At 74.1% G+C, this 22,930-nt stretch carries 22 protein-coding genes; 10 read left to right on the forward strand and 12 right to left on the reverse strand.

Annotated features, from left to right (window positions below; all coding sequences use genetic code 11):
* Positions 1 to 34 precede the first annotated feature (34 nt).
* The 4 genes from ACIO5D_RS18630 to ACIO5D_RS18645 form a co-directional block, all read right to left on the reverse strand.
* Positions 35 to 523, reverse strand: coding sequence for a glutathione peroxidase (locus tag ACIO5D_RS18630; RefSeq protein ID WP_363612688.1), 489 nt, complete (start codon positions 521 to 523; stop codon positions 35 to 37).
* 171 nt (positions 524 to 694) lie between these two features.
* Positions 695 to 1,714, reverse strand: a complete 1,020-nt coding sequence (locus tag ACIO5D_RS18635) for an acetamidase/formamidase family protein (protein WP_400652775.1) — start codon at positions 1,712 to 1,714, stop codon at positions 695 to 697.
* Positions 1,711 to 3,162, reverse strand: coding sequence for an APC family permease (locus ACIO5D_RS18640; protein WP_400652777.1), 1,452 nt, complete (start codon positions 3,160 to 3,162; stop codon positions 1,711 to 1,713). The genes ACIO5D_RS18635 and ACIO5D_RS18640 overlap by 4 nt, the downstream gene beginning before the upstream one ends.
* Before the next feature lie 161 nt (positions 3,163 to 3,323).
* Positions 3,324 to 4,436 carry an ABC transporter substrate-binding protein gene (locus tag ACIO5D_RS18645; RefSeq protein ID WP_400796411.1) on the reverse strand — a complete coding sequence of 371 codons (1,113 nt, stop codon included), beginning with the start codon at positions 4,434 to 4,436 and terminating at the stop codon, positions 3,324 to 3,326.
* A 59-nt stretch (positions 4,437 to 4,495) separates the two neighbouring features.
* Between ACIO5D_RS18645 and ACIO5D_RS18650 the strand changes: the two genes are divergently transcribed.
* Positions 4,496 to 4,957: a MarR family transcriptional regulator gene (locus tag ACIO5D_RS18650; protein WP_363612696.1), complete on the forward strand. Its 462-nt coding sequence runs from the start codon at positions 4,496 to 4,498 to the stop codon at positions 4,955 to 4,957.
* 64 nt (positions 4,958 to 5,021) lie between these two features.
* Here ACIO5D_RS18650 and ACIO5D_RS18655 read toward each other — a convergent pair whose 3' ends face one another.
* On the reverse strand, positions 5,022 to 5,510 hold the full coding sequence (locus ACIO5D_RS18655) for a pyridoxamine 5'-phosphate oxidase family protein (RefSeq protein ID WP_363612698.1): 489 nt from the start codon (positions 5,508 to 5,510) through the stop codon (positions 5,022 to 5,024).
* 974 nt (positions 5,511 to 6,484) lie between these two features.
* Here ACIO5D_RS18655 and ACIO5D_RS18660 point away from each other — a divergent pair.
* Positions 6,485 to 8,005 (forward strand): SulP family inorganic anion transporter, encoded by a 1,521-nt coding sequence (locus ACIO5D_RS18660; protein WP_400653037.1) that lies wholly within the window; start codon positions 6,485 to 6,487, stop codon positions 8,003 to 8,005.
* Between the two features lie 158 nt (positions 8,006 to 8,163).
* On the opposite strand, the gene ACIO5D_RS18665 is transcribed toward ACIO5D_RS18660, so the two are convergent.
* Positions 8,164 to 8,652 (reverse strand): DoxX family protein, encoded by a 489-nt coding sequence (locus ACIO5D_RS18665; protein ID WP_400796414.1) that lies wholly within the window; start codon positions 8,650 to 8,652, stop codon positions 8,164 to 8,166.
* A 256-nt stretch (positions 8,653 to 8,908) separates the two neighbouring features.
* Between ACIO5D_RS18665 and ACIO5D_RS18670 the strand changes: the two genes are divergently transcribed.
* The gene (locus ACIO5D_RS18670) at positions 8,909 to 9,490 is read left to right on the forward strand and encodes a TetR family transcriptional regulator C-terminal domain-containing protein (RefSeq protein ID WP_363612702.1); all 582 of its coding nucleotides are present in this window, start codon (positions 8,909 to 8,911) and stop codon (positions 9,488 to 9,490) included.
* Positions 9,491 to 9,688: 198 nt separating this feature from the next.
* Positions 9,689 to 10,450, forward strand: a complete 762-nt coding sequence (locus tag ACIO5D_RS18675; RefSeq protein ID WP_400652783.1) for an SDR family NAD(P)-dependent oxidoreductase — start codon at positions 9,689 to 9,691, stop codon at positions 10,448 to 10,450.
* 98 nt (positions 10,451 to 10,548) lie between these two features.
* Here ACIO5D_RS18675 and ACIO5D_RS18680 read toward each other — a convergent pair whose 3' ends face one another.
* Positions 10,549 to 10,818, reverse strand: a complete 270-nt coding sequence (locus ACIO5D_RS18680; protein ID WP_363612706.1) for a helix-turn-helix transcriptional regulator — start codon at positions 10,816 to 10,818, stop codon at positions 10,549 to 10,551.
* Between the two features lie 126 nt (positions 10,819 to 10,944).
* On the opposite strand from ACIO5D_RS18680, the gene map reads away from it, so the two are divergent.
* Positions 10,945 to 11,712 (forward strand): type I methionyl aminopeptidase, encoded by a 768-nt coding sequence (map, locus tag ACIO5D_RS18685; RefSeq protein WP_363612762.1) that lies wholly within the window; start codon positions 10,945 to 10,947, stop codon positions 11,710 to 11,712.
* 51 nt (positions 11,713 to 11,763) lie between these two features.
* Here the strand turns inward: map and ACIO5D_RS18690 are convergent, their stop codons facing one another.
* Entirely contained in the window at positions 11,764 to 12,663 is a 900-nt protein-coding gene (locus tag ACIO5D_RS18690; protein ID WP_363612708.1) for a hypothetical protein, read from the reverse strand.
* The gene (locus ACIO5D_RS18695; RefSeq protein WP_400652788.1) at positions 12,660 to 13,709 is read right to left on the reverse strand and encodes an SPFH domain-containing protein; all 1,050 of its coding nucleotides are present in this window, start codon (positions 13,707 to 13,709) and stop codon (positions 12,660 to 12,662) included. Before ACIO5D_RS18695 ends, ACIO5D_RS18690 begins: the two co-directional genes overlap by 4 nt.
* Positions 13,710 to 13,840: 131 nt before the next feature.
* Between ACIO5D_RS18695 and ACIO5D_RS18700 the strand changes: the two genes are divergently transcribed.
* The 3 genes from ACIO5D_RS18700 (at position 13,841) to ACIO5D_RS18710 (ending at position 17,815) form a co-directional block, all read left to right on the forward strand.
* Entirely contained in the window at positions 13,841 to 14,902 is a 1,062-nt protein-coding gene (locus tag ACIO5D_RS18700) for a hypothetical protein (protein WP_400796417.1), read from the forward strand.
* 75 nt (positions 14,903 to 14,977) lie between these two features.
* Positions 14,978 to 15,481 carry an alpha/beta hydrolase gene (locus tag ACIO5D_RS18705; protein WP_400796420.1) on the forward strand — a complete coding sequence of 168 codons (504 nt, stop codon included), beginning with the start codon at positions 14,978 to 14,980 and terminating at the stop codon, positions 15,479 to 15,481.
* Between the two features lie 57 nt (positions 15,482 to 15,538).
* Positions 15,539 to 17,815 (forward strand): transglycosylase domain-containing protein, encoded by a 2,277-nt coding sequence (locus ACIO5D_RS18710; RefSeq protein WP_400796423.1) that lies wholly within the window; start codon positions 15,539 to 15,541, stop codon positions 17,813 to 17,815.
* 64 nt (positions 17,816 to 17,879) lie between these two features.
* Here the strand turns inward: ACIO5D_RS18710 and ACIO5D_RS18715 are convergent, their stop codons facing one another.
* The 3 genes from ACIO5D_RS18715 to ACIO5D_RS18725 form a co-directional block, all read right to left on the reverse strand.
* Entirely contained in the window at positions 17,880 to 19,169 is a 1,290-nt protein-coding gene (locus tag ACIO5D_RS18715; RefSeq protein WP_400796426.1) for a glycerophosphodiester phosphodiesterase, read from the reverse strand.
* A 214-nt stretch (positions 19,170 to 19,383) separates the two neighbouring features.
* Positions 19,384 to 19,971: a hypothetical protein gene (locus ACIO5D_RS18720; protein WP_400796429.1), complete on the reverse strand. Its 588-nt coding sequence runs from the start codon at positions 19,969 to 19,971 to the stop codon at positions 19,384 to 19,386.
* Between the two features lie 32 nt (positions 19,972 to 20,003).
* Positions 20,004 to 20,552 (reverse strand): RBBP9/YdeN family alpha/beta hydrolase, encoded by a 549-nt coding sequence (locus ACIO5D_RS18725; RefSeq protein WP_400796432.1) that lies wholly within the window; start codon positions 20,550 to 20,552, stop codon positions 20,004 to 20,006.
* Between the two features lie 239 nt (positions 20,553 to 20,791).
* On the opposite strand from ACIO5D_RS18725, the gene ACIO5D_RS18730 reads away from it, so the two are divergent.
* Together ACIO5D_RS18730 and ACIO5D_RS18735 are read left to right on the forward strand one after the other, a co-directional pair.
* A complete protein-coding gene (locus ACIO5D_RS18730) occupies positions 20,792 to 21,358 on the forward strand; it encodes a DJ-1/PfpI family protein (RefSeq protein ID WP_363612722.1) in 567 nt (188 codons plus the stop codon).
* A gap of 210 nt (positions 21,359 to 21,568) precedes the next feature.
* On the forward strand, positions 21,569 to 22,927 hold the full coding sequence (locus ACIO5D_RS18735) for a serine hydrolase domain-containing protein (protein ID WP_400759325.1): 1,359 nt from the start codon (positions 21,569 to 21,571) through the stop codon (positions 22,925 to 22,927).
* Positions 22,928 to 22,930: the final 3 nt, after the last annotated feature.

The raw sequence follows: 22,930 nt of genomic DNA on the forward strand, positions 1-22,930 counted from the left end.
CGCCCCGCCGTCGGACGGGCCGTTCGACGGGCCGTCAGGCCGGCAGCACGGCCTCGATCGCGGCGGTCACCTCGTCGGACTCCGGCTCGGTGCGCGGCCGGATCCGGGCGGCGACGGTGCCGTCCGGCGCGATGACGAACTTCTCGAAGTTCCAGGTGATGTCCCCGGCCTGGCCCTCGGCGTCGGCGCTCCGGGTCAGTTCGGCGTAGAGCGGGTGGCGGTCCTCACCGTTGACGTCGGTCTTCTCGAACAGCGGGAAGGTGACGCCGTAGGTGGTGGAGCAGAAGGTCCGGATCTCCCCGGCGCTGCCCGGCTCCTGACCGGCGAACTGGTTGGACGGGAAGCCCAGCACGGTGAAACCGCGCCCGGCGTACCGCTCCTGGAGCCGCTCCAGGCCCGCGTACTGCGGCGTCAGACCGCACTTGGAGGCGACGTTGACGATCAGCAGGGCCTTGCCCCGGTAGTCGCCCAGCGAGGCGGCCTCGCCGGACAGCGTGCGCAGCGGGATGTCGTACAGGCTCACGTAGGTCCCCTTCGGGATGGTCGGGTGTCGGGACGGGACTCGTCTCGGTACGGTAGCCGCCCCCGAGGCCGTCGCCCACGACCGGGTGGGCCCGGTCCGGGCGGTGTCCTGCCCGGTGGCCCGGTGACCACGGGCCACCGGGCAGGGCGCCCGGCGGTCCCGGCGCCGCCGTCAGCGGTGCCGCAGGTAGGCGGTGGCCGTCGCGCGCAGCCGCTCGTGCAGGCCGTCGTACGCGTGGGCGCGGCCCAGCAGGGACTTGGGCAGCTTGGCGGCCATCGTGTAGTTGGTGTCGCAGACGTTGGCCGCCGGGGCCAGCCCGGCCTGGCTGACCAGCTGGTAGGCGTCCAGCTCGTCCAGGCCCAGCAGGGCGCGCGTCCAGCCGACCAGGTCGTGCTGGCTGATCCGGAAGGCGTCCTCCAGTGGCCGCGCCGAGCCGGTGGAGATCAGGTACCGGTCGTTCTCCAGCCGGGGCCAGGCCGGTCCGCCGCCCTTGACCAGGTCGATCACCACCGTGGTGCGCATCGCCGTCTCCACCGCCGTCCCGCACACCTCGCCCTCGCCCTGGCGGGCGTGGCCGTCGCCGAGGGCCAGCAGTCCGCCGGGCACGTTGACGCCGAAGTAGGCGGTGGTGCCGGCCCGCATCTCCGGGGTGTCGAGGTTGCCGCCGTGCGCGCCCGGGGTGATCGACATCAGGGTCTCGCCGGCCGCCGGGGCGACGCCCACCGTGCCGTGCATCGGGTCCAGCGGCAGCTCGGCGGTGAAGTCGCTGTTCCGGGCCCGGAACCGGCAGACCCCGGCCGCCGTGTCCAGCTCGTAGATCCATACCCGTTCCTCCAGCGGCGGGTGCAGCAGCGCGGTGGTGTGGGTGCCGGTCAGCGCGCCGAAGTGCGGGAAGGTGCTGGAGACGCCCCAGTCCCGGGCGGGGGTGATCTCCACGAAGTGCACCGCGAGGGTGTCGCCCGGTTCGGCGCCGGCCACCGCGATCGGGCCGGTCACGGGGTTCAGGTAGGGGAAGTCGCAGACCTGGCTGGGCAGGTCGCCGAAGCCGCGTACCCGCCCGCCGAAGCAGTCCTCGGTGGTGAGTTCGACGACGGTGCCGGGCTGGACGGTCACCAGCGGCGCACGGCCGCCGAAGGTGTACGCGTACTCCTCCGGGCCGGGCGTGAGGGAGACGATGTCGGGCAGGTTCACTGGTTCTCCTTCGGGAGGGGGCCGGCGGCGGTCCTGGGAGTGGTATCGGCATCGGCGCCGGTGCCCGGGTCGGCGACCGCCAGACGCGGGCGGCGTCCGGTGGCGACCAGCCCGGTCAGCACCAGCAGGCCGAGCGCCAGCCAGACGAAGCCCAGCCGCTGGGCGGCGATGTCGGCGTTGACGACCACGTACGCCAGGATCACGAAGCCGATGGCCGGGGCGACGAGGTGGCGCCAGTAGTCGCGGCTGCGCGAGCGGATCAGGTAGTGCACCACCACCGACACGTGCAGCACCAGGAAGGTGGTCAGCGCCCCGAAGTTCACCAGGGTGCTGAGCAGTGTGATGCCGTCCTCGCGGGAGGCCGTGTAGAGGCCGAGCAGCAGCGAGACCCCGGCGGTCAGCAGGGTGGCGTTGACCGGGACGCGGTGGCGCGGGTGGACCTTGGCGAGGAAGGCGGGCAACTGCCGGTCGCGGGCCATCGCGTACAGCAGCCGCGAGGTGGCCGCCTGGGCCACCAGGGAGTTGGCGAAGCCCCAGGCGACGGCGGTGGCGGCGGCCGTCAGGGTGGCGAGCCAGCCGCCGGCGGCGGTGCGGGCCGCGTCGTAGAAGGCGGTGCCGTTCGGGTCGCCCTGGCCGATCAGTGCCTCCGGGTCTGGCACCAGGAGGGAGGCGATCCAGGTCTGGGCGATGAACAGCGACCCGGCCAGCAGCAGTGCGGCGATCATCGAGCGGCCGATCGCGCGGGCGGAGTCCCGGTTCTCCTCCGAGAGGGTGGAGATCCCGTCGAAGCCGAGGAAGCTCAGCACCGCGATCGACACCGCCCCGAACACCAGGCTCCAGGAGAAGGTGTGCGGGTTGTACAGCGGGGTGAGGTCGAAGCCCCGGCCCTTGCCGGAGGCGAGGGCGGCCAGGCCGACGGCGATGAAGACGGCCAGCACCACCAGTTCGCCGATCAGCATCGCCTTGTTGACCCGGGCGGTCATCTCGACGCCCAGGTAGTTGACGGCGGTGTTGAGCAGCACGAAGCCGACCAGCCAGAGCCAGACCGGCACCGCGGGCACCAGCGAGTTCATCGCCACGCCGGCGATCAGGTAGAGCAGGCCGGGCACCAGCACGTAGTCCAGCAGGATCATCCACCCGGACAGGAACCCGATCGGCGCCGCGATGCCCCGGCCCGCGTAGGTGTACACCGAGCCTGCCATCGGGAAGGCCCGCGACATCTGCGCGTACGAGAGGGCGGTGAACATCATCGCCACCATCCCGAGCACGTAGGCCAGGGCGACCATGCCGCCCGAGCCCTGGAAGACGCTGCCGAAGATGCCGAACGGGGCGATCGGCACCATGAACACCAGACCGTAGACCAGCAGGTCGGTGAAGCGGAGTGAGCGGCGCAGCTCCTGTCGGTAGCCGTAGTTCTCGATGTTCTGGGGCGCGGGTGCTTCGGACATGGGGGCTCTCTCCCGTGACGACCCTGGGGTGGTGGGGGAGAGAGTAGAGGCAGTTATTTCCAAATGGAAGAGTTTCGGCCCGGGTGAGGTGCCGGGCGTGGCGCCGGGCGGGCGGGCGCCCCCCGGGCCGCCGGACCCGCCGGGGCCTCCGCGGACGCCCGTCAGGACAGCACGGTGAAGCCCAGCCCCTCCGCCCGCGCCAGGTGCACCCGCTCCCGCGCCGGGCCCAGCGGTGCCCGTGCCCAGGCCCGCCGGGTCGCCGCGTCCTCCCCGTGCAGCAGCCGCAGCGCCGCCCCCGCGAGCCCGTCCGGCACCAGCTCGCCGCGCGCCGCGAGCGCCGCCAGCAGGTGCAGTCCGTCGTAGAGGCCCACCGCGTACGCGTCCAGCACCGGCGCGTACGGTCCGAACACCGCCCGGTGCTGCTCCGCCAGCCGCAGCCGCCGCTCCTCCGTGAGGTTCGCGAACGACGGCATCGACGCGTACAGCGTCCCGGTGTCGTCGCCGCCGTACGCCAGCAGGCTGTTCTCCTCCAGCGCGCCGGAGAGCCGCACCAGCCGGCGGTCCAGGCCGCTGCGGCGCAGCGCCCGGTTGAACCGCACCAGGTCCCGGCCGATCAGGCTCAGCAGCAGCGCGTCGGCCCGGGCGGCGCGGACCGCGTCGAGCAGTGGCTCCAGCGCCCGTTCCGTCGCCCCGAACGGCAGGTGACGCGCCAGCACCACCCGGGCCGGGGTGCGGGCGATCGCCGCCCCGGCCGCCCGGTGCACCGCGCGCGGCCAGATGTAGTCGTTGCCGACCAGCGCCCAGCGGCGAATCTGGTGACTGGTAGTCAACTGCTCGATGGTGGCGTGCAGTTGATGGTCCGGGGTGGCGCCGGTGCAGACCACCCCGGCCAGCCGGGTGCCGCCCTCGTGTGGCGGGGTGAACACGTACGCGGTCCGCCCGGCCGTCACCGTCTCCACAGCCCGGTGCACGTCGCTGGAGTGGCAGCCGGCCACCGCGTCCACCGCGCCCGCGGCCAGCAGCAGCGCCACTTCGCCCGCCACCGCGGCCGGCTCCGCCCCGCCGTCCACCAGCACCAGCTCCAGTGGCACCCCGCGTACCCCGCCGCCCGCGTTCACCTCGTGCGCGGCCAGCAGGGCACCGTCCAGCGCGGACGGGCCGGTCAGCCCGAGCGGCCCGGACTGCGGCACGACCAGGCCCACCCGAAGCGCCGGTGCCTCCCGGGGGGAGTGCAGCGCGTCGAGCGATTCGAACAACTTCACGTCGGCGCTCATCGCTTGCGAGTATGGTCATGGCAGCGATTCCGGCAAGCGGTGGGGAAAGAGGCAAGGCGATGACGACAGACACCTCCGCCGCCGCCGAGACCCTTTCCGCCGCTCCGGCCGGTCCTGCCGCCGGTGAGCCGCTGCTGATCGAACTCCTCACCGTCGCCCAGCGCCGTCTCGCCCGCGGCCTCGCCGCCCAGCTGGAGGCGGAGGGCTGCACCCTCGACCAGTGGCGGGTCATGCGCGCCCTCGCCGACGGCGACGGCCACTCCATGGGCGACCTCGCCCACGCCCTGCTCATCCCGCAGGCCAGCCTCAGCCGCGTGGTCGACGCCCTCGCCGACGCCGGCTGGGTCTACCGCCGCCAGGACGACCGCGACCGCCGCCGCATCACCGCCCACCTCTCCCGCCGCGGCCACACCCGGCTCACCCGCCTCGACGCGCTCGCCGCCGCCCACGACGCCGCCGTCCGCACCGCCTGCGGCTCCGCCGACCCGGGGCCCCTGCTGCGCCACCTCACCGGCGCCTGAGCGGTCACGGCCGCCCCGGGACCGACCCGGGCGCCCTCTCCGGGAGTCCTCGTGCGGACAAGCCCTACCGGTGTTCCACCGGTGGCGTGCCACTCCCGTCCAGGCGCGCGGCGACGGCGGCGAAGTCGGCGCTGTACCAGTGCTCGGGGCGCATCCGGATGGCTATGTCGGCGGTCAGCTGCTCGGTGGTGGCGGCCAGGTAGGCGCGGGCGGTGGCGGGCGGCATGTAGCGGTGGGCCAGGGCGGCGCGCTCGGCGGGATCGAGCCGGTCCTCGATCTCCACCACCGGGCCCTCCACGCTGACGTAGCGGCACGGCGGCTCCTCCTGCTGGGCACAGAGCGCGAACCGGCCGGCGGCCCTGATCCGGCGGGCCTTGGCGGAGTGGCGGCCGGTGAGGATGGTGAGTACGCCACCGGGTCGGTAGGAGTACCAGATCGGGACGGCGAGGACGCCCCGGTCCGGTTCGATGCCCTCGTCGGCGATGGCGAGGACGCCGACGTGGACGGCGGCCAGAAAGCTCTCGCGCTCGGTGGCGCTCATGCTGAAGGACATGGCGTGGGCCTCCCGGGGTGCGGAAGCCCCGCGCGCAGCGGGCGCGCGCGGGCGGCTCCTGCTACGTACCCGCACAGTCGCCGCCCCGAACGCGTACCCCGAACTCCGGCCTGACCCGGAAGCCGATGCCGAAGTTCCGCCGCGCCCGGTGGGTCGGGCCCAGGCGCGGTGTGTCGACCGGCACGTGCACAGGCGGGATCCGGTGCCGCGCGCCGGCGATCCGGGTGGGGCCGGTGCGGGGCGGCTCGGTGCGGGCTCTGTTCGTGCACCTGTCCGGCCGCCGAACTGGTGTGCCCAGCCGGAGGTCCGATCCGGGCCGGAAAGCGCGTCCGGTGTGTGGCGGGCGTGAAGGGACGGTGTGCGAGGTTGGCCCGCTCCGGCTTCCTGGGTACCGTCGGTGGCACGCCGGGCCTGTCATGGTTGCCATGTTCAACTTGGGCTTCTCCCAAGGGTGTTGCCGCATGCGAGGCAGGAGCCTCACACGCGGCGGGACCGGGGGAACCGCCCCGGGGTTGCGGCAGGGGGGGATGGGGGTCGGCCCGGGGGCGGGGGAAGCCCCGGCCGTCGTGTCCCGTTCAGGACCAGCGCGCCCGGTACGCCCTTACCCGATCGAGGGACGCCCTCCCCTGACCGCAGCCGACCCGACTCGACCCGACACGACGCCCACCGCCGCCACCCGGCCCGCCCGGTCGGCCGCCGCACCGATGTCGTCTCCGCCGTCCGGTCCACCACCGCGCCCCCTGGTCCGCCACGCCGCGACCAGCAGCAGCGCGCCCGCAGCGGCGGGCGCGCGGAAGGAACGTACCCATGACCCGCCACGCCTGCTGTCTCCCTGCCCGCCCCACCCCCGGCCTCGCCCGCACCGCCCGCCTTCGGGCGGTGGCCCGGTGAGCGCGCTGCCCCGCCGGCCCAAGAGCCCGCCGGGCCGCCCCCGCAAGAACGCCCCGCCGGGCAGCGCCCGCCCCCGCCGCTCGCTGCGCCACCGCACCCCCGTCCGCGCGCTGCGGGCCGTCCCCTGGCGGTACGACCTGCCTGCCTCGCTGGTGGTCTTCCTGGTCGCCCTGCCGCTCTGCGTCGGCGTCGCGGTGGCCTCCGGCGTCCCGGCCGAACTCGGGCTGGTCACCGGGATCGTCGGCGGCCTGGTGGTCGGCGCGCTGCCCGGCAGCAGCCTCCAGGTCAGCGGACCGGCCGCCGGGCTGACCGTCCTGGTCTACGAGGCGGTCAGGGAGTACGGCGCCGGTGCGCTCGGTGTGCTGGTGCTCGCCACCGGGCTGCTCCAACTGGCCATGGGCGCCTTACGCCTGGGCCGCTGGTTCCGCGCCATGTCCGCCTCCGTGGTGCACGGCATGCTGGCCGGCATCGGCCTGACCCTGCTCTTCGGCCAGCTGTACGCGCTCGCCGACCGCAGGGCGCCCGCGACCGGGCCCGAGAAGATCGCCGGCCTGCCCGCGCTGCTGCGCGACGCCGTCACCGGCGCGGCCACCCCGAGCGCGGTCGCCCTCGGCGTGGCGACCCTGCTGGTCCTGTCCTTCTGGAAGTACCTGCCGGCCCGGGTGGCCCAGGCCGTGCCGGCGCCGCTGGCCGCCGTCGGCCTCGCCGCCGCCGTCACGGCCGCCGCCGACCTGCCGGTGGCCCGGGTCCGGGTCTCCGGCCTGCTCGACGTGGTCCATCTGCCGGAGCGCGGGGCGCTCGGCGCACTGGCCGGCACGGCGGGCCTCGGCACCGTCCTCGCCTTCACCCTGATCGCCTCCGCCGAGACCCTGTTCAGCGCGGCCGCCGTCGACCGGATGCACCACGGCCCGCGCACCGACTACGACCGGGAGCTGACCGCCCAGGGCGTCGGCAACACGCTCTGCGGGCTGCTCGGCGCGCTCCCGATGACGGCGGTGATCGTGCGCAGCGCGGCCAACGTCCAGGCGGGCGCCCGGACCAAGGTCTCGCGCACCCTGCACGGGCTCTGGCTGCTGCTGTTCACCGCGTTCCTGCCCGGCGTGCTCGGCCTCGTCCCGCTGACGGCGCTGGCCGCCGTGCTGGTACACGCGGGTGCCAAGCTCGTCCCGGTCCGCCGGATCGTCGGGCTCTGCCGGGAGCACCGGGGGGAGGCGGTGGTCCTGGGGGTGACGGCGGTGGCGATCATCACCACGGATCTGTTCGAGGGGGTGCTGATCGGGATCGGCCTGGCGGTGGTCAAGTCGGCCTGGCAGACCTCCCACCTGCAGATCGGCGTCGAGGACCTGCCCGGGGGGCCCGGGGAGGAACCGGGGGAGCGCCCGTTGCGGGTGCGGCTGAGCGGCAATGCCACCTTCCTGCGGCTGCCCCGGCTGCTGGACACGCTGGAGAAGCTGCCGGCGGACCGCCCGGTCGAACTCGACTGGTCGGGGCTGCGCCATCTCGACCACGCCTGTGCGGTGGCGCTCGCCGCCTGGGCCGCGCAGCACCGGGCGCGCAGCTCCGCGCCGCTGGCGGTGGAGCCGCCGTTGCCCACCGTGGTCTGACGGGCGGCGACGGAGCCGAGCCGGCCGCCCTTCGGAAGATCCGTCGGGCGGCCGGGGCGGTTGGGCGTTCGTCGGTCCGGTTCGGTTCCGCCCGGTTCGGTTTCGACCGGGCGGGTTTCAGCCTGGCCGGCCGGTCAGCCGGTCAGCCGGTCAGCCGGTCAGCCGGTCGGCGTCGGCTGCGAGCCGTGCCGGGTGCGATCGGTCCCTTCCCCGGCTCGGGCTCCCCGGCGGCCGACCCGTCGGGGCAGCAGGCGGTCCAGCGCGAACGGACCCGGGCCGAGCACGGCGATCGCGAGGAACGCCCAGCAGAACATCACCGAGGCCTCGCCGCCGTTCTGGATCGGGAGCAGGGCGTGCTCCTGGTGGACGGTGAAGTAGGCGTAGGCCATGGAGCCGGAGCAGAGCAGCGCGGCGGCCCTGGTGCCGAGACCGGCCAGGACCAGTCCGCCACCGACGAGTTGGATCAGCGCGGCCCACCAGCCGGGCCACTGGCCGGCCGGGACGGAGCCGCCGCCCTTGACACCGCCGAGCACGCCGAACAGCGAGGCGGCTCCGTGGCAGGCGAAGAGCAGTCCGACGACGATCCGGAAGGCCGTCAGAACGAGGGGTCGGGCGGTGTCCACCGCGTGTCGGGGGTGTACTGACATGGGGAAGCGCCTCCTGTGGGGGGAGGAGGAATGGTGGAGCAAAGCTAGCGGTGGTCTAGTCCATTTGACAATGTGTCGTCAATTAACTGTTGCTTATGCCGGGTTGTCGCGAGCCCGGGGCGGATCGGGGTCCGAAGCGGTGCGCCGGGGCGCGCCGGTGGGTGCCGGGGAGCGTCGGATCGCGCGGGGCGCGAAGAGCGGTGAGTGGCTGCGGCCTTTCTTGACCGATCGATCTAGATAGGGATAGCGTTCAGGCATGGCGCGTACCAAGGAATTCGACCCCGACGCGGTGCTCCAGTCGGCTCTTGAGCTGTTCTGGCGGCGCGGCTACGAGGCCACCTCGATGGCCGACCTGGTCGAGGAGCTCGGGATCGCCCGTGCCAGCATCTACGCCACCTTCGGCAGCAAGTGCGAGCTCTATCTGCGCGCGCTGGAGCGCTACGGCGAGCAGAACGAGCCGGTGCTGCTGGCCGAGCTGTCCCAGCCCGGGCCGGTGCTGCCGGCCGTCCGCGCGCTGGTCCGCCGCTATGCGCGGGAGGCCGCCGAGGACGATCTCAGGCGCGGCTGTTTCGTCACCAACACGGCGGTCGAACTCGCCCCGCACGAACCGGCCGCGGCTCGCCGGGTGGAGGCGAGCCTCGGCCACCTGGAGACGGTGCTCGCCGCCGCCCTGGTTCGCGCGCAGGCGCAGGGGGAGCTGCCCGGCGGCCGTGATCCGCGGGCGCTGGCGCGGATGCTGCTGGTGCTGATGCAGGGCATGCGCGTGATCGGCAAGGTCGGCGACGGCGCGGCCCGGCTGCACGACGCGGCCGAGCTGGCGCTGGCGCTGCTGGACTGAGGGTTTCGCGGTGCCGGCCGGGGTGTGCCCGGTCGGCGTCCCGTCGCCGGTCCTCTTCGTGGACCGGCCATTTTTCTGGCTCAATACTGGACCGAACGATCAATATATCTGGGGTCTGTGCGACCTCCTGGGCGGGCGTCGCCGCCGTTCCCGGATCCGCATCCGCCCCTTCCCTAGGGTTGCCAAGGAGCACTTCTCATGACCACGCGATTCGCCGACCAGTCCGTCCTCGTCACCGGTGGCGGCAGCGGCATCGGCCGCGCCATCGCCCTCGCCTTCGCCCGGGAGGGCGCCCGGGTCGCCGTCGCGGGCCGCACCGGGAGCTCGCTCGTTGAGACGGTCGGCCTGGTCGAGCGGGAGGGCGGCAAGGCCGTCGCCCTGGTCGCCGATGTGACGAACAGTCAGGACGCCGCCCGTCTGGTCCGGGAGACCGTCGAGCACTTCGGCGGTCTGGACGTCGCCGTCAACAACGCCGGGATCCTCGGTACCCCCGCACCCGTCGCGGACCTGGAGGAGGACGAATGGCGGCGCGTCCTGGACACCAACCTGACCGGCACCTGGCTCGCCATGAAGTACGAGATAGCCCACATGCGGGCCAACGGTGGCGGCGCCATCGTCAACATCGCCTCCAACCTCGGAGTTCACCTGCGGCTGCCCGGCCTCGGTGCCTACGCCGTCTCCAAGGCGGCCATCAGCACCCTCACCCGCAGTGCGGCCCGTGACCACATCGGCGACGGCGTGCGGATCAACTCGGTCAGCCCCGGCCCGGTCGAGACCGCCATGTCCACCCGCCCCGGCGAGGGCGCCGCCGAGAAGGCCGACCGGATGAAGGTCCAGGTCCCCGTCGGCCGCTCCGGCGCCGTCGAGGAGATCGCCGCCGCCGTCCTCCATCTCGCCTCCCCCGAGGCGGGCTTCACCGTCGGCGCCGACCTCGTCCTGGACGGCGGCATCACGGCCTGAGCCCTGAGCCCTGAGCCCTGAGCCCTGAGCCCCGGCCCCGAACGGCCCCGGACGGTCGAGTGGCGGCATCCGCCGCCGTCCGGCCGTCCGGCCGTGCTCTACGCGGACAGCGCCTGCCCGTCGTCGGTGAGGGCACAGGCGGCGGCGAGTTCGTCGAGGGAGAGGTCGAGGGCGAAGGCCAGGGCGGCGATGGTGAAGAAGGCGGGAGTGGGGGCGCGGCCCGTCTCGATCTTGCGCAGGGTCTCCGCGGAGACGCCGGCGGCCGCCGCGACCTCGACCATGCTGCGCTCGCCGCGCGCCTCGCGCAGCAGCGCGCCGAAGCGCTCGCCGCGCTCGCGCTCCCAGGGTGTCAGTGGAGTCCTCACCATGGTTTCGATAGTAGGGGGTGCGGCGGGGGAGACGGAGCGAGGTGCTGGCGGGCCGGAGTGGGGAGGGCCGGGGAGCGTGATACAAATACCGGTATAAGAATTGGGTTGATGAGGGGAGTCGAAACCATGGTGGAGCTCAAGTCGGATCCGGCGCTCGCCGCGATGCGCGAGGCCGGGCGGGTGGTGGCCGACGCCCTGGCCGCCGTGGAGGGCGCGGCGGCGGTGGGCGTCAGCCTGCTGGAGCTGGACGAGGTGGCGCGCGGGGTGCTGCGCGACGCCGGGGCGACCTCGCCCTTCCTCGGGTACCGGCCGTCGTTCGCGCCGGTGCCGTTCCCCGCGGTGATCTGCGCCTCCGTCAACGACGCCGTGGTGCACGGAATCCCGGACGGCTACCGGTTGCGCGACGGCGACCTGGTCAGCATCGACTGCGGCGCGGTGCTGGACGGCTGGGCGGGCGACGCCGCCGTCAGCTTCAGCGTCGGCCTCCCGAGGCCGGGCGACCGGGAGCTGATCGACGCCACCCGGCGGGCACTGGAGGCCGGGATCGCCGCGGCCGTCGTCGGCAACCGGACCGGCGACATCGCGCACGCGATCGCCGGCGTCGCGCGCGGCGCCCGTTACGGCCTGCCGGAGGGCTTCGGCGGCCACGGGATCGGGCGGCGGATGCACGAGGACCCGCACGTGCCCAACGAGGGCCGCCCGGGCCGGGGTTACCCGCTCAGGCCCGGGCTGGTGCTCGCCATCGAGCCGATGCTCACGGCCGGCGGCCGGGACGACTACTGCACCGACCCGGACGGCTGGACGCTGCGCACCACCGACGGCAGCCGGGCCGCGCACATCGAGCACACCGTGGCGATCACCGAGGACGGCCCGCGCGTCCTGACCCTGCCGTAGGGCCGCCCCGGCGCCGGGAGCCCCGGTGCCGAGCGGCCGCAGCCGACGCCGTCACACCAGCAGCCGCAGCCGGGACGCGGCGACGCCCACCCGGATGCTCTGGCCCCAGGTCAGCTCCAGCGCGTCCGCCTCGATGCCGTCCCCGAAGGCGACCAGCCGCTCGGACTCGACCGTCAGCACCAGCTCCCGGCCGCCGTCGAGCACCCCGTGCACCCGGCTGGTGCCGGTCGCGGGGGAGGGCCACGCCTCGCGGACGAACCAGGCGAGCGCCGGCGCGACCGCCTCCGGCAGCTGGACCGGGCCGCCGCGCTCCAGCCAGGCCGAGCGGCACCAGCCGGTGGCGCCGGTCCCGGTGCCGACCAACACGCCCGACGAGGCCTGCGGCTCCGCCTCGCCGCCGCTCACCGCCAGGCGGTAGCGCGCCGTCTGGTGGCCCGGCTGCCCGAGGTACACCTCGTTCAGGGCCAGCAGCCGCTGGGTGTCGTCCGCGACCGCCTCGACCATGGTGCGCTCCTCCAGGTGCCGGGCGCCGGTGCGGCTGACGGCGGCCGGGAGCAGGGCGGAGAGCGCGGAGGCGCGGTGCCGGACCAGCACGCCGGGGTTGCGGCCGGGGTCGCCGTCCACCCCGATCACCGGCTGCCCGTCCAGGTACTTGGCGACGTTGGCGACCAGTCCGTCCTGGCCGACCACGACCACCACGTCCTCCGGCTCGAACAGGAAGCGCGGCAGGTCGGTCCGCTCCACCCGGGTGCGCCGCCAGTCCAGCGGCACGGCGGCCGCGGCCCTGCCCAGCGCCTCGGTCTGCCGGCGGTGGCGCTGTTCCACCTCCTCGGCGGACCGGCCCCGGGAGGAGAGGAAGAACGCGGCCTGGCCGGGCGTGCCGTGGTGGGCGAGCAGTTCGTCGTACTCGGTGCGGCGGTGCACCAGGACCGCCCTCGGTGCGAGGCTCACCGTCCGGCCCCGCCGCCGTTGCCCCCGCTGGGACCGCCGCCCTGGGCGCCCGCCGGTGCGCCGAGCCTGGCCAGCAGCCCGGTGAGCACGTCCGGGGTGAGGGTGACGCTGTCGATCCGGGGCAGGTGCTCCGCCAGCCGCATCAGGGCGAGCGCCCGCAGGACGCCCGGGTCGGCCTGCTGGTGGGCGGTCAGCCAGGCCGCCTCGGCGGCGGCGCGGGCGTCGCCGAGGGCGCGGGCGGCGTCGGCCTCGGCGGTGGCGAGCCGGGTGCGGCGCTCGGCCTCGGCCTCGGTGCGGACCTTGTCGGCGACCGCCTCCTCCTCCGCCTGGAGCCGGCTGTTGGCGCCCTGCTGGGCGAGCAACTGTTCCTCCCGGCGGGCCAGTTCGATCCGGTTGGCGAGTTCGTTCTCGGCGATGCCGCGCTCGTGCTCCACGGCGACGGCCCGCCGCTCGAAGGTGGCCCGGTCGGCCTCCTGCTGGACCAGTTCGCGGGCGGGGGTGCGCAGCGCGCGCTCCACCTCCGGCTCGGGGCGCAGCGCGACCACCCGGACGGCGATCACGGCGAGCCCGGTCTCGGTGATCCGGGGCTCGGCGGCGAGCCCGGCGGCCATCCGCTCGCGGACCGCGCTGACACCGTCGACCAGCGCGGTGGCGAGCGGGGTGCGGGCGAGCAGGCCGAGGGCGTGCTGCTGGGCGGTCTCGGTGAGCAGGGTGGCGAGCTGGTCGAGCGGGGCGGCGCGCCAGGCGCCGGTGTCCGGGTCGATGCCGAAGTCCACGCGGGTGGCCGCGGTGGCCGGTTCGGTGATCCGGTAGGTGAGCGTGGCCTGGACGGTGACGTCCTGGAAGTCGGAGGTGCGGGCGTGGAAGAGCATGGCGAGTTCGCGGTCGTCCACCGGCACCTCGGAGAGGGCGGCGGTGAGCGGGCGGAACCAGAAGGCCAGCCCGGTGCCCTCGTGGGCGATCTCCCCTCGGTTCAGGTGGCGGATGTGGGCGGTGGGGACGGCGCGCAGATGGCGCAGTCCGAAGCGCTTGCTGATGTCGGCCATGAGTTACTCCCTCTTTTCGTCACTAGGACGATATTGCGGAGTCCGCAATCTCGTCAAGGTGACGAAAAGGGGTGGGCGGAGCCCGAGCCCCCCGGCGCGGGCCCTCGTGGGAGGATCGCCGGGTGCTGAGGATGCGAACGGACACGGCGCGGGAGCGGTACCGGGGGGCGGTGCGCGCCTCGGCGGTGCTGCTCGCGGCCGCCTGCGCGGTCGGGGCGGGTGGCGGGCCCGCCCGCGCGGCCGACGGCGCCGGCGAGCTGTTCACCCTCACCGACCCGCGCATCACCGAGTCCAGCGGCCTCGCCGCCAGCCAGGCCCACCCGGGCGTCTACTGGACGCACAACGACAGCGACGACGGCCCCTACGTCTACGCCGTCGACAGCGAGGGCCGCACCGTCGCCACCGTCACCCTGCGCGGCGTCAAGCCGCGCGACGTCGAGGCGATCTCGCTCGGCCCCGACGGACGGCTCTGCCTCGGCGACATCGGGGACAACCTCGGCGGCACCTGGCCCGAGGTCTGGATCTACGCCTTCGCCGAACCCGCCGAGCTGCGCGACCAGACCGTGGACGCCGTCCGCTACCGGGTGCGCTACGAGGACGGGCCGCGCGACGCCGAGGCACTGATGGTCCACCCGGTGACCGGCCGGGCCTACATCGCCAGCAAGAAGCAGGGCGGCGGCGGCCTCTACCAGGGCCCCGAGAAGCTGTCGGCCACCGGCGTCAACACCTTCCGCCGGATCGGCGACGCCCCCTGGACCACGGACGGCGCCTTCTCGCCGGACGGCACCCGGCTCGTCCTGCGCGGCTACTTCTCCGCCACCCTCTACCGCTGGCAGGACGGTGCACCCGGTCAGCCCACGCCGCTCAGCGCGCCGTTGCAGCGCCAGGGCGAGTCGGTCACCTTCACCGCGGACGGCCGGGCGCTGCTCTACGGCAGCGAGGGAAAGGGCAGTCCGGTCTGGCGCTCACCGCTCGGCGACGGCCAACTCCCGGACACCGTGCAGCCGGTACCGTCCACCTCGCCGTCCTCGCCCCCTGCGACCGCACCCGCCCCGCCGCCCTCCGGGGCGCCCGCCGCCGCCTCCGCCGGCGACTCGTCCGGCGGGCCGTCGAACGGCGCCCTCGGCCTGCTGGTGGTGATCGCCGCCGTGGCCGCCGCGGCCGGCCTGCGCAGGAAACGCCGCTCCGGCTGAGGCGGTGTCGGGGCAGGGAACTCCCCACCCCGCAAAGGCCGGTTGACCGGATGGGGCGGGCGGCCCGCCGGCATCATGCCCTGTGCCTTCCGGCCGTACGCGCCCGCCGAGCCGCCGGTGCGGGGCACCGACCGGGGCCCGTCCACCATCCTGCTCGCCCGGAACCTGCGGGATCCGGCCACGCCCTACCAGGGCGCCCTCCGCCTCCGCGAGGCGTTCGGCACGCGGGCCCGGATGGTGGTCGTCGGCTCGGGCGGCCACGATGCCCACGTCGCCAACGGGAGCGCCTGCGGGGGCGCGGTGGTGACGGACTTCCTGGTCACCGGCCACCGCACCGCCGGGGACACCCGCCGCCCGGCCGTCCGGCCGGGGCCCCGGACCGGCCCGCCGTCCGTGCCCCGGGTCTCCGTCCGCCCCGCGTCACCGCGGCCGGCGCGGGGCCGGGCAGGGCGGTCGCCGCCGGAGCCGAACCGCCCGCGGTGGGACGGGCCGTGGGCGAACGGCCCGCTCGGCGCGGGGCCTCCCCGGCGGGCCTGCGCCGAGCGATCCGAACGTGGCGAATCTGTCGCAGATTTGTAACCTGGCTTGGCGAACACCCGCCCCACGCACGGTTTTCGTGGACGTAGTGTTCCAGCTATGCCACCGAAGAGCCGCATACCTTCCCCGGACCCGGGCGACACGTGGGTGCCGCGACCCCGGCGCCGCGCCACCCCGCTCGCCCTGGCCGGCCACGCGGCGAAGTTCCTCGGCTACAGCACGCTGGGCGGCGTCCTGCTGGCGGGTCTGGTGCTGCCCGCGGCGGGGGCGCTCGGCCTCGGTGCGAAGAGCGGTGTCGAGAGCTTCGAGAACATTCCGGACGACTTCAAGGCCCCGCCGCTCACCCAGGCCACCCAGATCTTCGACGCCAAGGGCGGCCTGATCGCCAAGGTCTTCGAGCGTGACCGCACGGTGATCACCGCCGACCGGATGTCCCCCCTGATACGCCAGGCCCAGGTGGACATCGAGGACGCCCGCTTCTACGAGCACGGCGCGGTCGACCTCAAGGGTGTCCTCCGGGCCATCACCAAGAACGCGGAGAGCGGCGCCACCGTGCAGGGCGCCTCGACCCTGACCCAGCAGTACGTGAAGAACGTCAACGTCGAGAAGGCCGGCGACGACCAGGCCGCCGTCCTGGAGGCGCAGCGCAAGACGCTGGGCCGCAAGATCCAGGAGCTCAAGTACGCCATCAAGCTGGAAGAGGACCTGACGAAGGATCAGATCCTCACCAACTACCTGAACATCACCTTCTACGGGCACCAGGCGTACGGCATCCAGGCGGCCTCCCAGCGGTACTTCAGCAAGGACGCCATCGACCTGACGCTCCCCGAGGCGGCCACGCTCGCGGGCCTGGTGCAGAACCCCTCCCAGTACGACCCGAAGCTGCACCCGGTGGCCGCGCAGAAGCGCCGGGACACCGTCATCGACAAGATGGTGGAGAACAAGCACATCACCGCCGAGCAGGCGCGGGACGCCAAGGCCGCCCCGCTCGGCCTCCGCTACAAGGACCCGCAGAGCGGCTGCATCATGGCCAACGCGGGCATGGGCTTCTTCTGCGACTACGTCCGGCACGTGGTCAGGCAGGACCCGGTGTTCGGCAAGACCGCCGCCGAGCGCAAGAAGCTGTGGGACCAGGGCGGGCTGAACATCTACACCACCCTGGACCCGGACAAGCAGGCCGCCGCCCAGAACGCGGTGACCAAGCGGGTCTACGTCACCGACCCGGTCTCGGCGGCCGTGACCATGGTCGAGCCGGGCAGCGGCAAGATCCTGGCGATGGCCCAGACCCGCCCCTACGGGCTGGACCCGAACAAGAACGAGACCGTCGTCAACTACAACGTGGACGCGGCGATGGGCGGCGGCAACGGCTTCCAGCCCGGCTCCAACTTCAAGCCGATCGTGGCCGCCGCCGCCCTGGAGGCCGGGCTGCCGGCCACCCAGTCGTACCCGTCGCCGAACCGGATGGACTGGCCGACGATCAAGACCTGCGACGGCACCTGGAAGAACCTGGAGAAGGGCAAGAAGGGCGGCTCGATCCCCAACGAGTCCTCCAGTGAGGAGGGTCCGTACGACCTGAAGCAGGCGATGGCCCTCTCGGTGAACACCTACTTCGTGCAGATGGAGCAGGAGATCGGCCTCTGCGCGGTCAAGCAGATGGCCAACAAGCTGGGTGTCGCGGGCAAGGCGAGCGGTGATCCGCTCCAGGAGCTGCCCGCGCTGGGCCTCGGCACCCAGGAGGTGAGCCCGCTGGTGATGGCGAACGTCTACGCCACCTTCGCCGCCGGGGGCACCCACTGCGCGCCGCTGGCGATCAGCGGGATCACCACGATGGACGGCAAGGACGTGCCGGTGAGCCCCGCCAAGTGCGAGCGGGTGATGTCCGAGAACACCGCGGACGTCATCAACACCGTCCTGCTCGGGGTGACCGAGAAGGGCGGCACCGCGCGCGACCTCGGCCTGGACGACGGCCGGCAGATCGCGGGCAAGACCGGCACCACCGACGAGAAGAAGTCGGCCTGGTTCAGCGGCTACACCGCCAACCTGGCCGCCTCGGTCTGGCTCGGCGGCCCGTCCAAGGGCGTGCCGATGAAGAACATCCGGATCGGCGGCAGGTACTACCCGGAGATCTTCGGCGCCACCGGCCCGGGCCCGATCTGGCAGCTGGCCATGAACCAGGCGCTGAGGAACATGCCGGAGGAGACCTTCGACACCGTCTACATCCCGGACCCGCCGCCCAAGCGCGACCCGTCCACGAGCCCGACCGGCCCCGGCACCAACGCGCCCGGCAGCGGCCAGCCGTCGTCCGGGGGCGGTAGCGCGGGATCAGGCCGGCCGCACACCACGCGCCCGAGCCAGCCGCCCGCCGACGACCAGTGACACCGCCGTGCCCCGGACCGCGTCGAACGGTCCGGGGCACGGGCGTGTCACCGTGCGGGCGGGGTCAGTTGACGCCCTTGGCGGCCCAGAAGTCCTGCCGGGCCAGCACGGTGGTGTCGGTCTGGTCGGTGAAGAAGCCGTCCACGCCCAGCTCGTACAGGTACCGGGCCCAGCCGATCGCGTCCCCGTACGCGTTGGGGTCGGTGCCGCGCCGGTAGTCCACCGGCAGGAAGCTGTTCTCGTTGCGCACCGTGTACGGGTGCAGCAGCAGGTCGGCCGCGTGCGCGTCGCGGACCAGGGTGGTCGGCGGCAGCAGCTTCCCGGCCGCGTCCACCGGGGCGATCAGCTGGGTGGTCGGGCCGATGCCGTGCGCGAAGGAGGCGATCCAGCGCAGGCCCGCCGGGGTGACCAGATCGGCCACCGTGCGCTTGTCGCCGGAGAGCACGAAGTCGTACGGCTGGCTGGTCAGGCCACTCAGCAGCTGGATCCGCGGGTTGTCGACCAGCTTGGCCAGCCGCTGCAGGCTGCTCGGTTCGAAGGACTGCAGGATCGCCCGCCCGCGCTTGCCGGCCAGGCCCGCCCGGCGCAGCTCGTCTGCCAGCCGCTCCTCCAGCGGCAGGCCGATCGAGCGGAAGTAGCTCGGGTGCTTGGTCTCCGGGTAGAGCCAGACCTCGCGGCCGAGCTCGCGCGAGCGCTTACGGGCGAAGTCGGCCAGCTCACGGAAGGTGAGGATCTGCCACCGGCCGTCGTACAGGGTGTTGCGCTGGCGCTGCTGCGGCAGGCGCTCCTTGGCACGCAGGGTGCGCAGCTCGGCGAGCGTGAAGTCCTCGGTGAACCAGCCGGTGAGCTGCTGGCCGTCGATGTTCTTGGTCGCCTTGCGGCTCGCGAACTCGGGGTGGTCGGCGACGTCGGTGGTCTCCGCGATGTTGTTCTCGTGCCGGACGACCAGGTGGCCGTCCCTGGTCGGGACGAGGTCCGGCTCGATGACGTCCGCGCCGAGCTCCAGGGCCAGCTCGTACGAGCCCAGGGTCTCCTCGGGCCGGTAGCCGGGGGCGCCCCGGTGGCCGATGATCAGCGGGTGCGGCAGCCGGTCCAGGCCGGTGCCGGTGCGCACCGGCGTGCGGGTGCCGGTGGGGCGGGCGGCGGCGGCACCGCGCTCGTCGGAGGCGTCGGGCTGGTCGTCGGCCGGGGCCGCGAGCGCCTCACCGGCGCCGGCGGCGGCGAAGGCGGTGCCGAGACCGACCACGCCGGTCGCGCGCAGGAACCGGCGCCGTGAGGAGGCGGCCCCCGCCTCGCCGCCCGCGTCCTGGGCGTCGTGAGCCGGGCTGCTGCCGTCGAGCGGACGGTACGTCATGGATGCTCCTTGCTCGCACTGTTGTCGTGGCGGTGCTGGTCGTCGCCCGCAGACTAGGAGCAGCGGCGCCCCGCCGGGTGGCCGTCGGGCGAACTGCGGGCGAATCTCCGCCCGCGCGCCGGGCGGTGTGGGTACCCGTACTCAGGTGCCCGGCCGCCGTCGGGCGGACGACGGCCCGGGTGCGCGGCTTCGATGGCCCGGGTACGCCGGGCGGCTACCGCGCCTCCACCGGCTCGCCGGTGTCCGGGTCCACGTTGAAGACGCGACGGTGCGTGTCGGTGACCACGGTGACCTGGTCGGGGCCGGTCCAGGTGGCCGCCAGGAAGGCGCCCTCGCCGGGGAACCTCCCGTCGACGGTACCGAGCGACCAGCGCCGTCCGGACCAGCCGGAGCCGGTCTCCAGCAGGATCTGCCAGCTGTTGGCCTCGGTCTCCGAGCCGTACGAGCGGTGCACCACGACCAGCGTCCGCTCCGGCCGGGTCGGGGCGTCCTGACGGCTGCGCGTCTCGTCCGCCGCGGACACGTGGACGGCGAGCACCCCGATCAGGAAGAGCACGCCGGCGGTCACCGCGACGGCCCGGACCGCGGTCCGGGTGGCCGTGCGGCGCCCGCCGAGCCAGGCGGCGGTGATCAGCGCGGCGAGCGCCGAGCCGAGCAGTGGCTCGGGCCGGTTCAGCAGGTCCGCCACCAGCATCCGGCCGCCGGAACGGCTCTCCCACTGGCCCTCGGTGTAGAGGACCACGGACAGCAGCCCGGCGACGGTCAGCAGCCGCCGCACCGCCCCGCGATGCGCTGCCGGCATTGTCGTACCCCCTGCCTCCTGGCGTGGATGTCTCAGAGCTCCAGGAGCAGGTTCCGCCCCGCCGGCCAGTCGCCCAGGCCGGATTCGGCGTTGAGGTGACCGTACGCGCCGGGCTCGACGTACCGGGCGCCCCACGCCCGGGCGAACGCCCGGGCGCGGTCCGGGGCGACCCAGGGGTCGTCGGTGCTGGACACCACCACCGACGGGAACGGGAACGGCCGCAGGGCCACCGGGCGGAAACCCGTCAGCTCCTGGACGTCCGCGTGGTCGACGTCGGCGGGCGCGACCAGCAGCGCGCCCCGGACGGCGGCGGTCCGGCCGGCCGGAGCGGCGGCGACCCAGCGGGCCACCGTCACACAGCCCAGACTGTGGGCCACCAGGACCACCGGACCGTCGGCGGCCGCGTCCACGACCGCCGCGTCCAGCCGGGCCACCCAGGACTCCGGATCCGGGTGGTCCCAGTCCTCCTGCCGGACCCGCCGGAACGCCGCCGGCTCCGCGGCCTCCCAGCGGCTCTGCCAGTGCTCGGGCCCCGAGTTCTGGTAGCCGGGCAGGACGAGGTAGGTGGTGCGGTCCGACATCGGAACGGAGTCCCTCCGGGAGAGCGGGCGCGGGCAGCAGGAGTCTAGGGGGCGCCCAGCCCCGGAGCCCCGCCCGGTCCGAGGGGGGCGCGCGCGACCGCTCACGCGCTGTTCTGCACCCGGTGCGCCCTGTTGCGCCGGAGACGCCCGGTGCGGGAGGTTGTTCCAGGCCCTGCCGGACACCACCGGCCCGGGCCCGCACCATGTCTGACGGTCGATCATATGGAGGGATGTCCGCGATGGCATCGAAGATCCTGCTCGTCACCGGTGATGCCGCGGAGTCGCTGGAGGTGTTCTACCCCTACCAGCGGCTGCGCGAGGAGGGCTACCAGGTCGACATCGCGGCGCCGACCAGGAAGCGGCTCCAGTTCGTCGTCCACGACTTCGTCGACGGTTTCGACACCTACACCGAGAAGCCCGGCTACACCTGGCCGGCCGATCTCGCCCTCGCCGACGTGGACCCGGCCGACTACGTCGCGCTGGTCGTCCCCGGCGGCCGCGCCCCCGAGTACCTGCGCAACAACGCCGACGTGAAGCGGATCGTCCGGCACTTCTTCGAGGCCGACAAGCCCGTCGCGCAGATCTGCCACGGCCCGCTGATCACCGCCGCCGCCGGGGTGCTCACCGGCCGCCGCAGCGCCGCCTACCCGGCGCTGGAGCCCGATGTGGCCGCCGCCGGCGCCGAGTACGTGGACGGCGAGGCGGTCGTGGACGGAGTGGTCGTCTCGGCCCGCGCCTGGCCCGACCACCCGGCGTGGATCCGGGCGTTCGTCGAGGTGCTGCGGGTCAAGGCGCCGCTCGCCTGACCTCGGCCGCCGGACGTGCCCCCGAGGGGGTGTCAGGGTCGGTGCCCGACCTGAGGCGTAGCGACTCGGCCGGAGAGGATGGGACCTGGGTCGGATGCGCACCAGGCCCTGGGGCTGACGACCGGGGTGCGGGCCGGCTGTCAGAGTGTCAGCTGTCGTGACCGGGGCGGGTGTTGTGCGGATCCGCCCGTTCGAACGCGGGAGGCTGGCATGGCAGGGGCACTGAACAGCGGGGCGAACGACCGGGCGGACCGGGCGGACGGCGTGGACGTCGCCGGGCGGGGGCGGCAGCGACGACGGAGCGCGCTGGCCGCCCGGGCGGCGGTCGTCGTGATCGCGGGCGCGGGTCTGCTGGGCACCCTCGCCCCGGCCGCCGGCGCGCAGGGCACCTCGCCCTACCGGCCGGCGGCCCCCGGTACCGGTCCGGCCGCCGCCGGGCCCGCGCTGCGCGTGGACCGGTCGGCGCTCGACGACGCCGTGCGCGGCATGGTGAAGGCGGGCGGCGCCTCGGCCACACTCGCGGCGGTGCGCGAGGACTACCGCATCACGTGGCAGCGCGCGGCCGGCACCGCCGACCTCGCCACCGGCGCGCCCGCCACCGCCGACGGCCGGTTCCGGATCGGCAGCGTGACCAAGACCTTCGTCTCGACGGTGATCCTCCAACTCGCCGCCGAGCACCGGATCCGGCTGGACGACTCCGTCGAGACGATCCTGCCCGGCGCGGTGCCGAACGGCTCGGGGATCACCGTCCGCCAGCTGCTCAACCACACCAGCGGCCTCTTCAACTACACCGAGGACGCCTCCTTCGACCTCTCGGACCCCGCCAGGCTCCAGGCGTGGCTCAGCGGCGGCCGCTACACGTCGTACCAGCCGCAGCAGCTCGTCGACCTCGCCAACACCCACCCGCCGTACTTCGCCCCCGGCCAGGGCTGGCACTACTCCAACACCAACTACATCCTGGCCGGGATGATGATCGAGCGGGTCACCGGCCGGAGCTGGGCCGACGAGGTCGAGCGCCGGATCATCCAGCCCCTCGGCCTGACCGGCACCTCGATGCCGATCAACTCGCCCGTCATTCCCGGCCCGCACGCCAACGGTTACTACCAGGTCGCCGGCGGCCCGGAGGACGTCACCTCGCTCGACCCGTCCATGGCCGGCTCGGCCGGGGCCGGTATCTCCACCACCGCCGACCTCACCACGTTCATCTCCGCCCTGCTCGGCGGGCGGCTGCTCGGCCCGGCCGAACTCCGCGAGATGAAGCGGACCAGCGCCTACGGCGAGGGCACCACCTACGGCCTGGGCCTCCAGCGGAAGGACGGCCCCTGTGGCGAGTACTGGGGCCACGGCGGAGGCATCCCCGGCTACAGCACCATGATGCTCGGCGAGGTCCACGGACAGCGCCAGTTCGCCGCCTCCATCAACCCCTATGACGTCTCCAACGGGCCCGCCGCCAACGCCGCCTTCGACAACCTGGTCGCCACCGGGATGTGCGGCGGCCGCCCGCCGGCCGCGGCGGCAGCCGCCCCGCCGGCGGCCGGGCTCCCGGAGAGCGCCGGGCGGATCGGCTGACCG

Source organism: Kitasatospora sp. NPDC087315 (assembly GCF_044744345.1).
Lineage (GTDB): Bacteria > Actinomycetota > Actinomycetes > Streptomycetales > Streptomycetaceae > Kitasatospora.

Excerpts from the sequence above, each read along its gene's own strand:
- ACIO5D_RS18640 (WP_400652777.1), bottom strand. The coding sequence starts at position 3,162 with ATGTCCGAAGCACCCGCGCCCCAGAACATCGAGAACTACGGCTACCGA.
- ACIO5D_RS18645 (WP_400796411.1), bottom strand. The coding sequence starts at position 4,436 with ATGAGCGCCGACGTGAAGTTGTTCGAATCGCTCGACGCGCTGCACTCC.
- ACIO5D_RS18650 (WP_363612696.1), top strand. The coding sequence starts at position 4,496 with ATGACGACAGACACCTCCGCCGCCGCCGAGACCCTTTCCGCCGCTCCG.
- ACIO5D_RS18655 (WP_363612698.1), bottom strand. The coding sequence starts at position 5,510 with ATGTCCTTCAGCATGAGCGCCACCGAGCGCGAGAGCTTTCTGGCCGCC.
- ACIO5D_RS18665 (WP_400796414.1), bottom strand. The coding sequence starts at position 8,652 with ATGTCAGTACACCCCCGACACGCGGTGGACACCGCCCGACCCCTCGTT.
- ACIO5D_RS18670 (WP_363612702.1), top strand. The coding sequence starts at position 8,909 with ATGGCGCGTACCAAGGAATTCGACCCCGACGCGGTGCTCCAGTCGGCT.
- ACIO5D_RS18675 (WP_400652783.1), top strand. The coding sequence starts at position 9,689 with ATGACCACGCGATTCGCCGACCAGTCCGTCCTCGTCACCGGTGGCGGC.
- ACIO5D_RS18680 (WP_363612706.1), bottom strand. The coding sequence starts at position 10,818 with ATGGTGAGGACTCCACTGACACCCTGGGAGCGCGAGCGCGGCGAGCGC.
- map (WP_363612762.1), top strand. The coding sequence starts at position 10,945 with ATGGTGGAGCTCAAGTCGGATCCGGCGCTCGCCGCGATGCGCGAGGCC.
- ACIO5D_RS18695 (WP_400652788.1), bottom strand. The coding sequence starts at position 13,709 with ATGGCCGACATCAGCAAGCGCTTCGGACTGCGCCATCTGCGCGCCGTC.
- ACIO5D_RS18700 (WP_400796417.1), top strand. The coding sequence starts at position 13,841 with ATGCGAACGGACACGGCGCGGGAGCGGTACCGGGGGGCGGTGCGCGCC.
- ACIO5D_RS18705 (WP_400796420.1), top strand. The coding sequence starts at position 14,978 with ATGCCCTGTGCCTTCCGGCCGTACGCGCCCGCCGAGCCGCCGGTGCGG.
- ACIO5D_RS18710 (WP_400796423.1), top strand. The coding sequence starts at position 15,539 with ATGCCACCGAAGAGCCGCATACCTTCCCCGGACCCGGGCGACACGTGG.
- ACIO5D_RS18715 (WP_400796426.1), bottom strand. The coding sequence starts at position 19,169 with ATGACGTACCGTCCGCTCGACGGCAGCAGCCCGGCTCACGACGCCCAG.
- ACIO5D_RS18720 (WP_400796429.1), bottom strand. The coding sequence starts at position 19,971 with ATGCCGGCAGCGCATCGCGGGGCGGTGCGGCGGCTGCTGACCGTCGCC.
- ACIO5D_RS18725 (WP_400796432.1), bottom strand. The coding sequence starts at position 20,552 with ATGTCGGACCGCACCACCTACCTCGTCCTGCCCGGCTACCAGAACTCG.
- ACIO5D_RS18730 (WP_363612722.1), top strand. The coding sequence starts at position 20,792 with ATGGCATCGAAGATCCTGCTCGTCACCGGTGATGCCGCGGAGTCGCTG.
- ACIO5D_RS18735 (WP_400759325.1), top strand. The coding sequence starts at position 21,569 with ATGGCAGGGGCACTGAACAGCGGGGCGAACGACCGGGCGGACCGGGCG.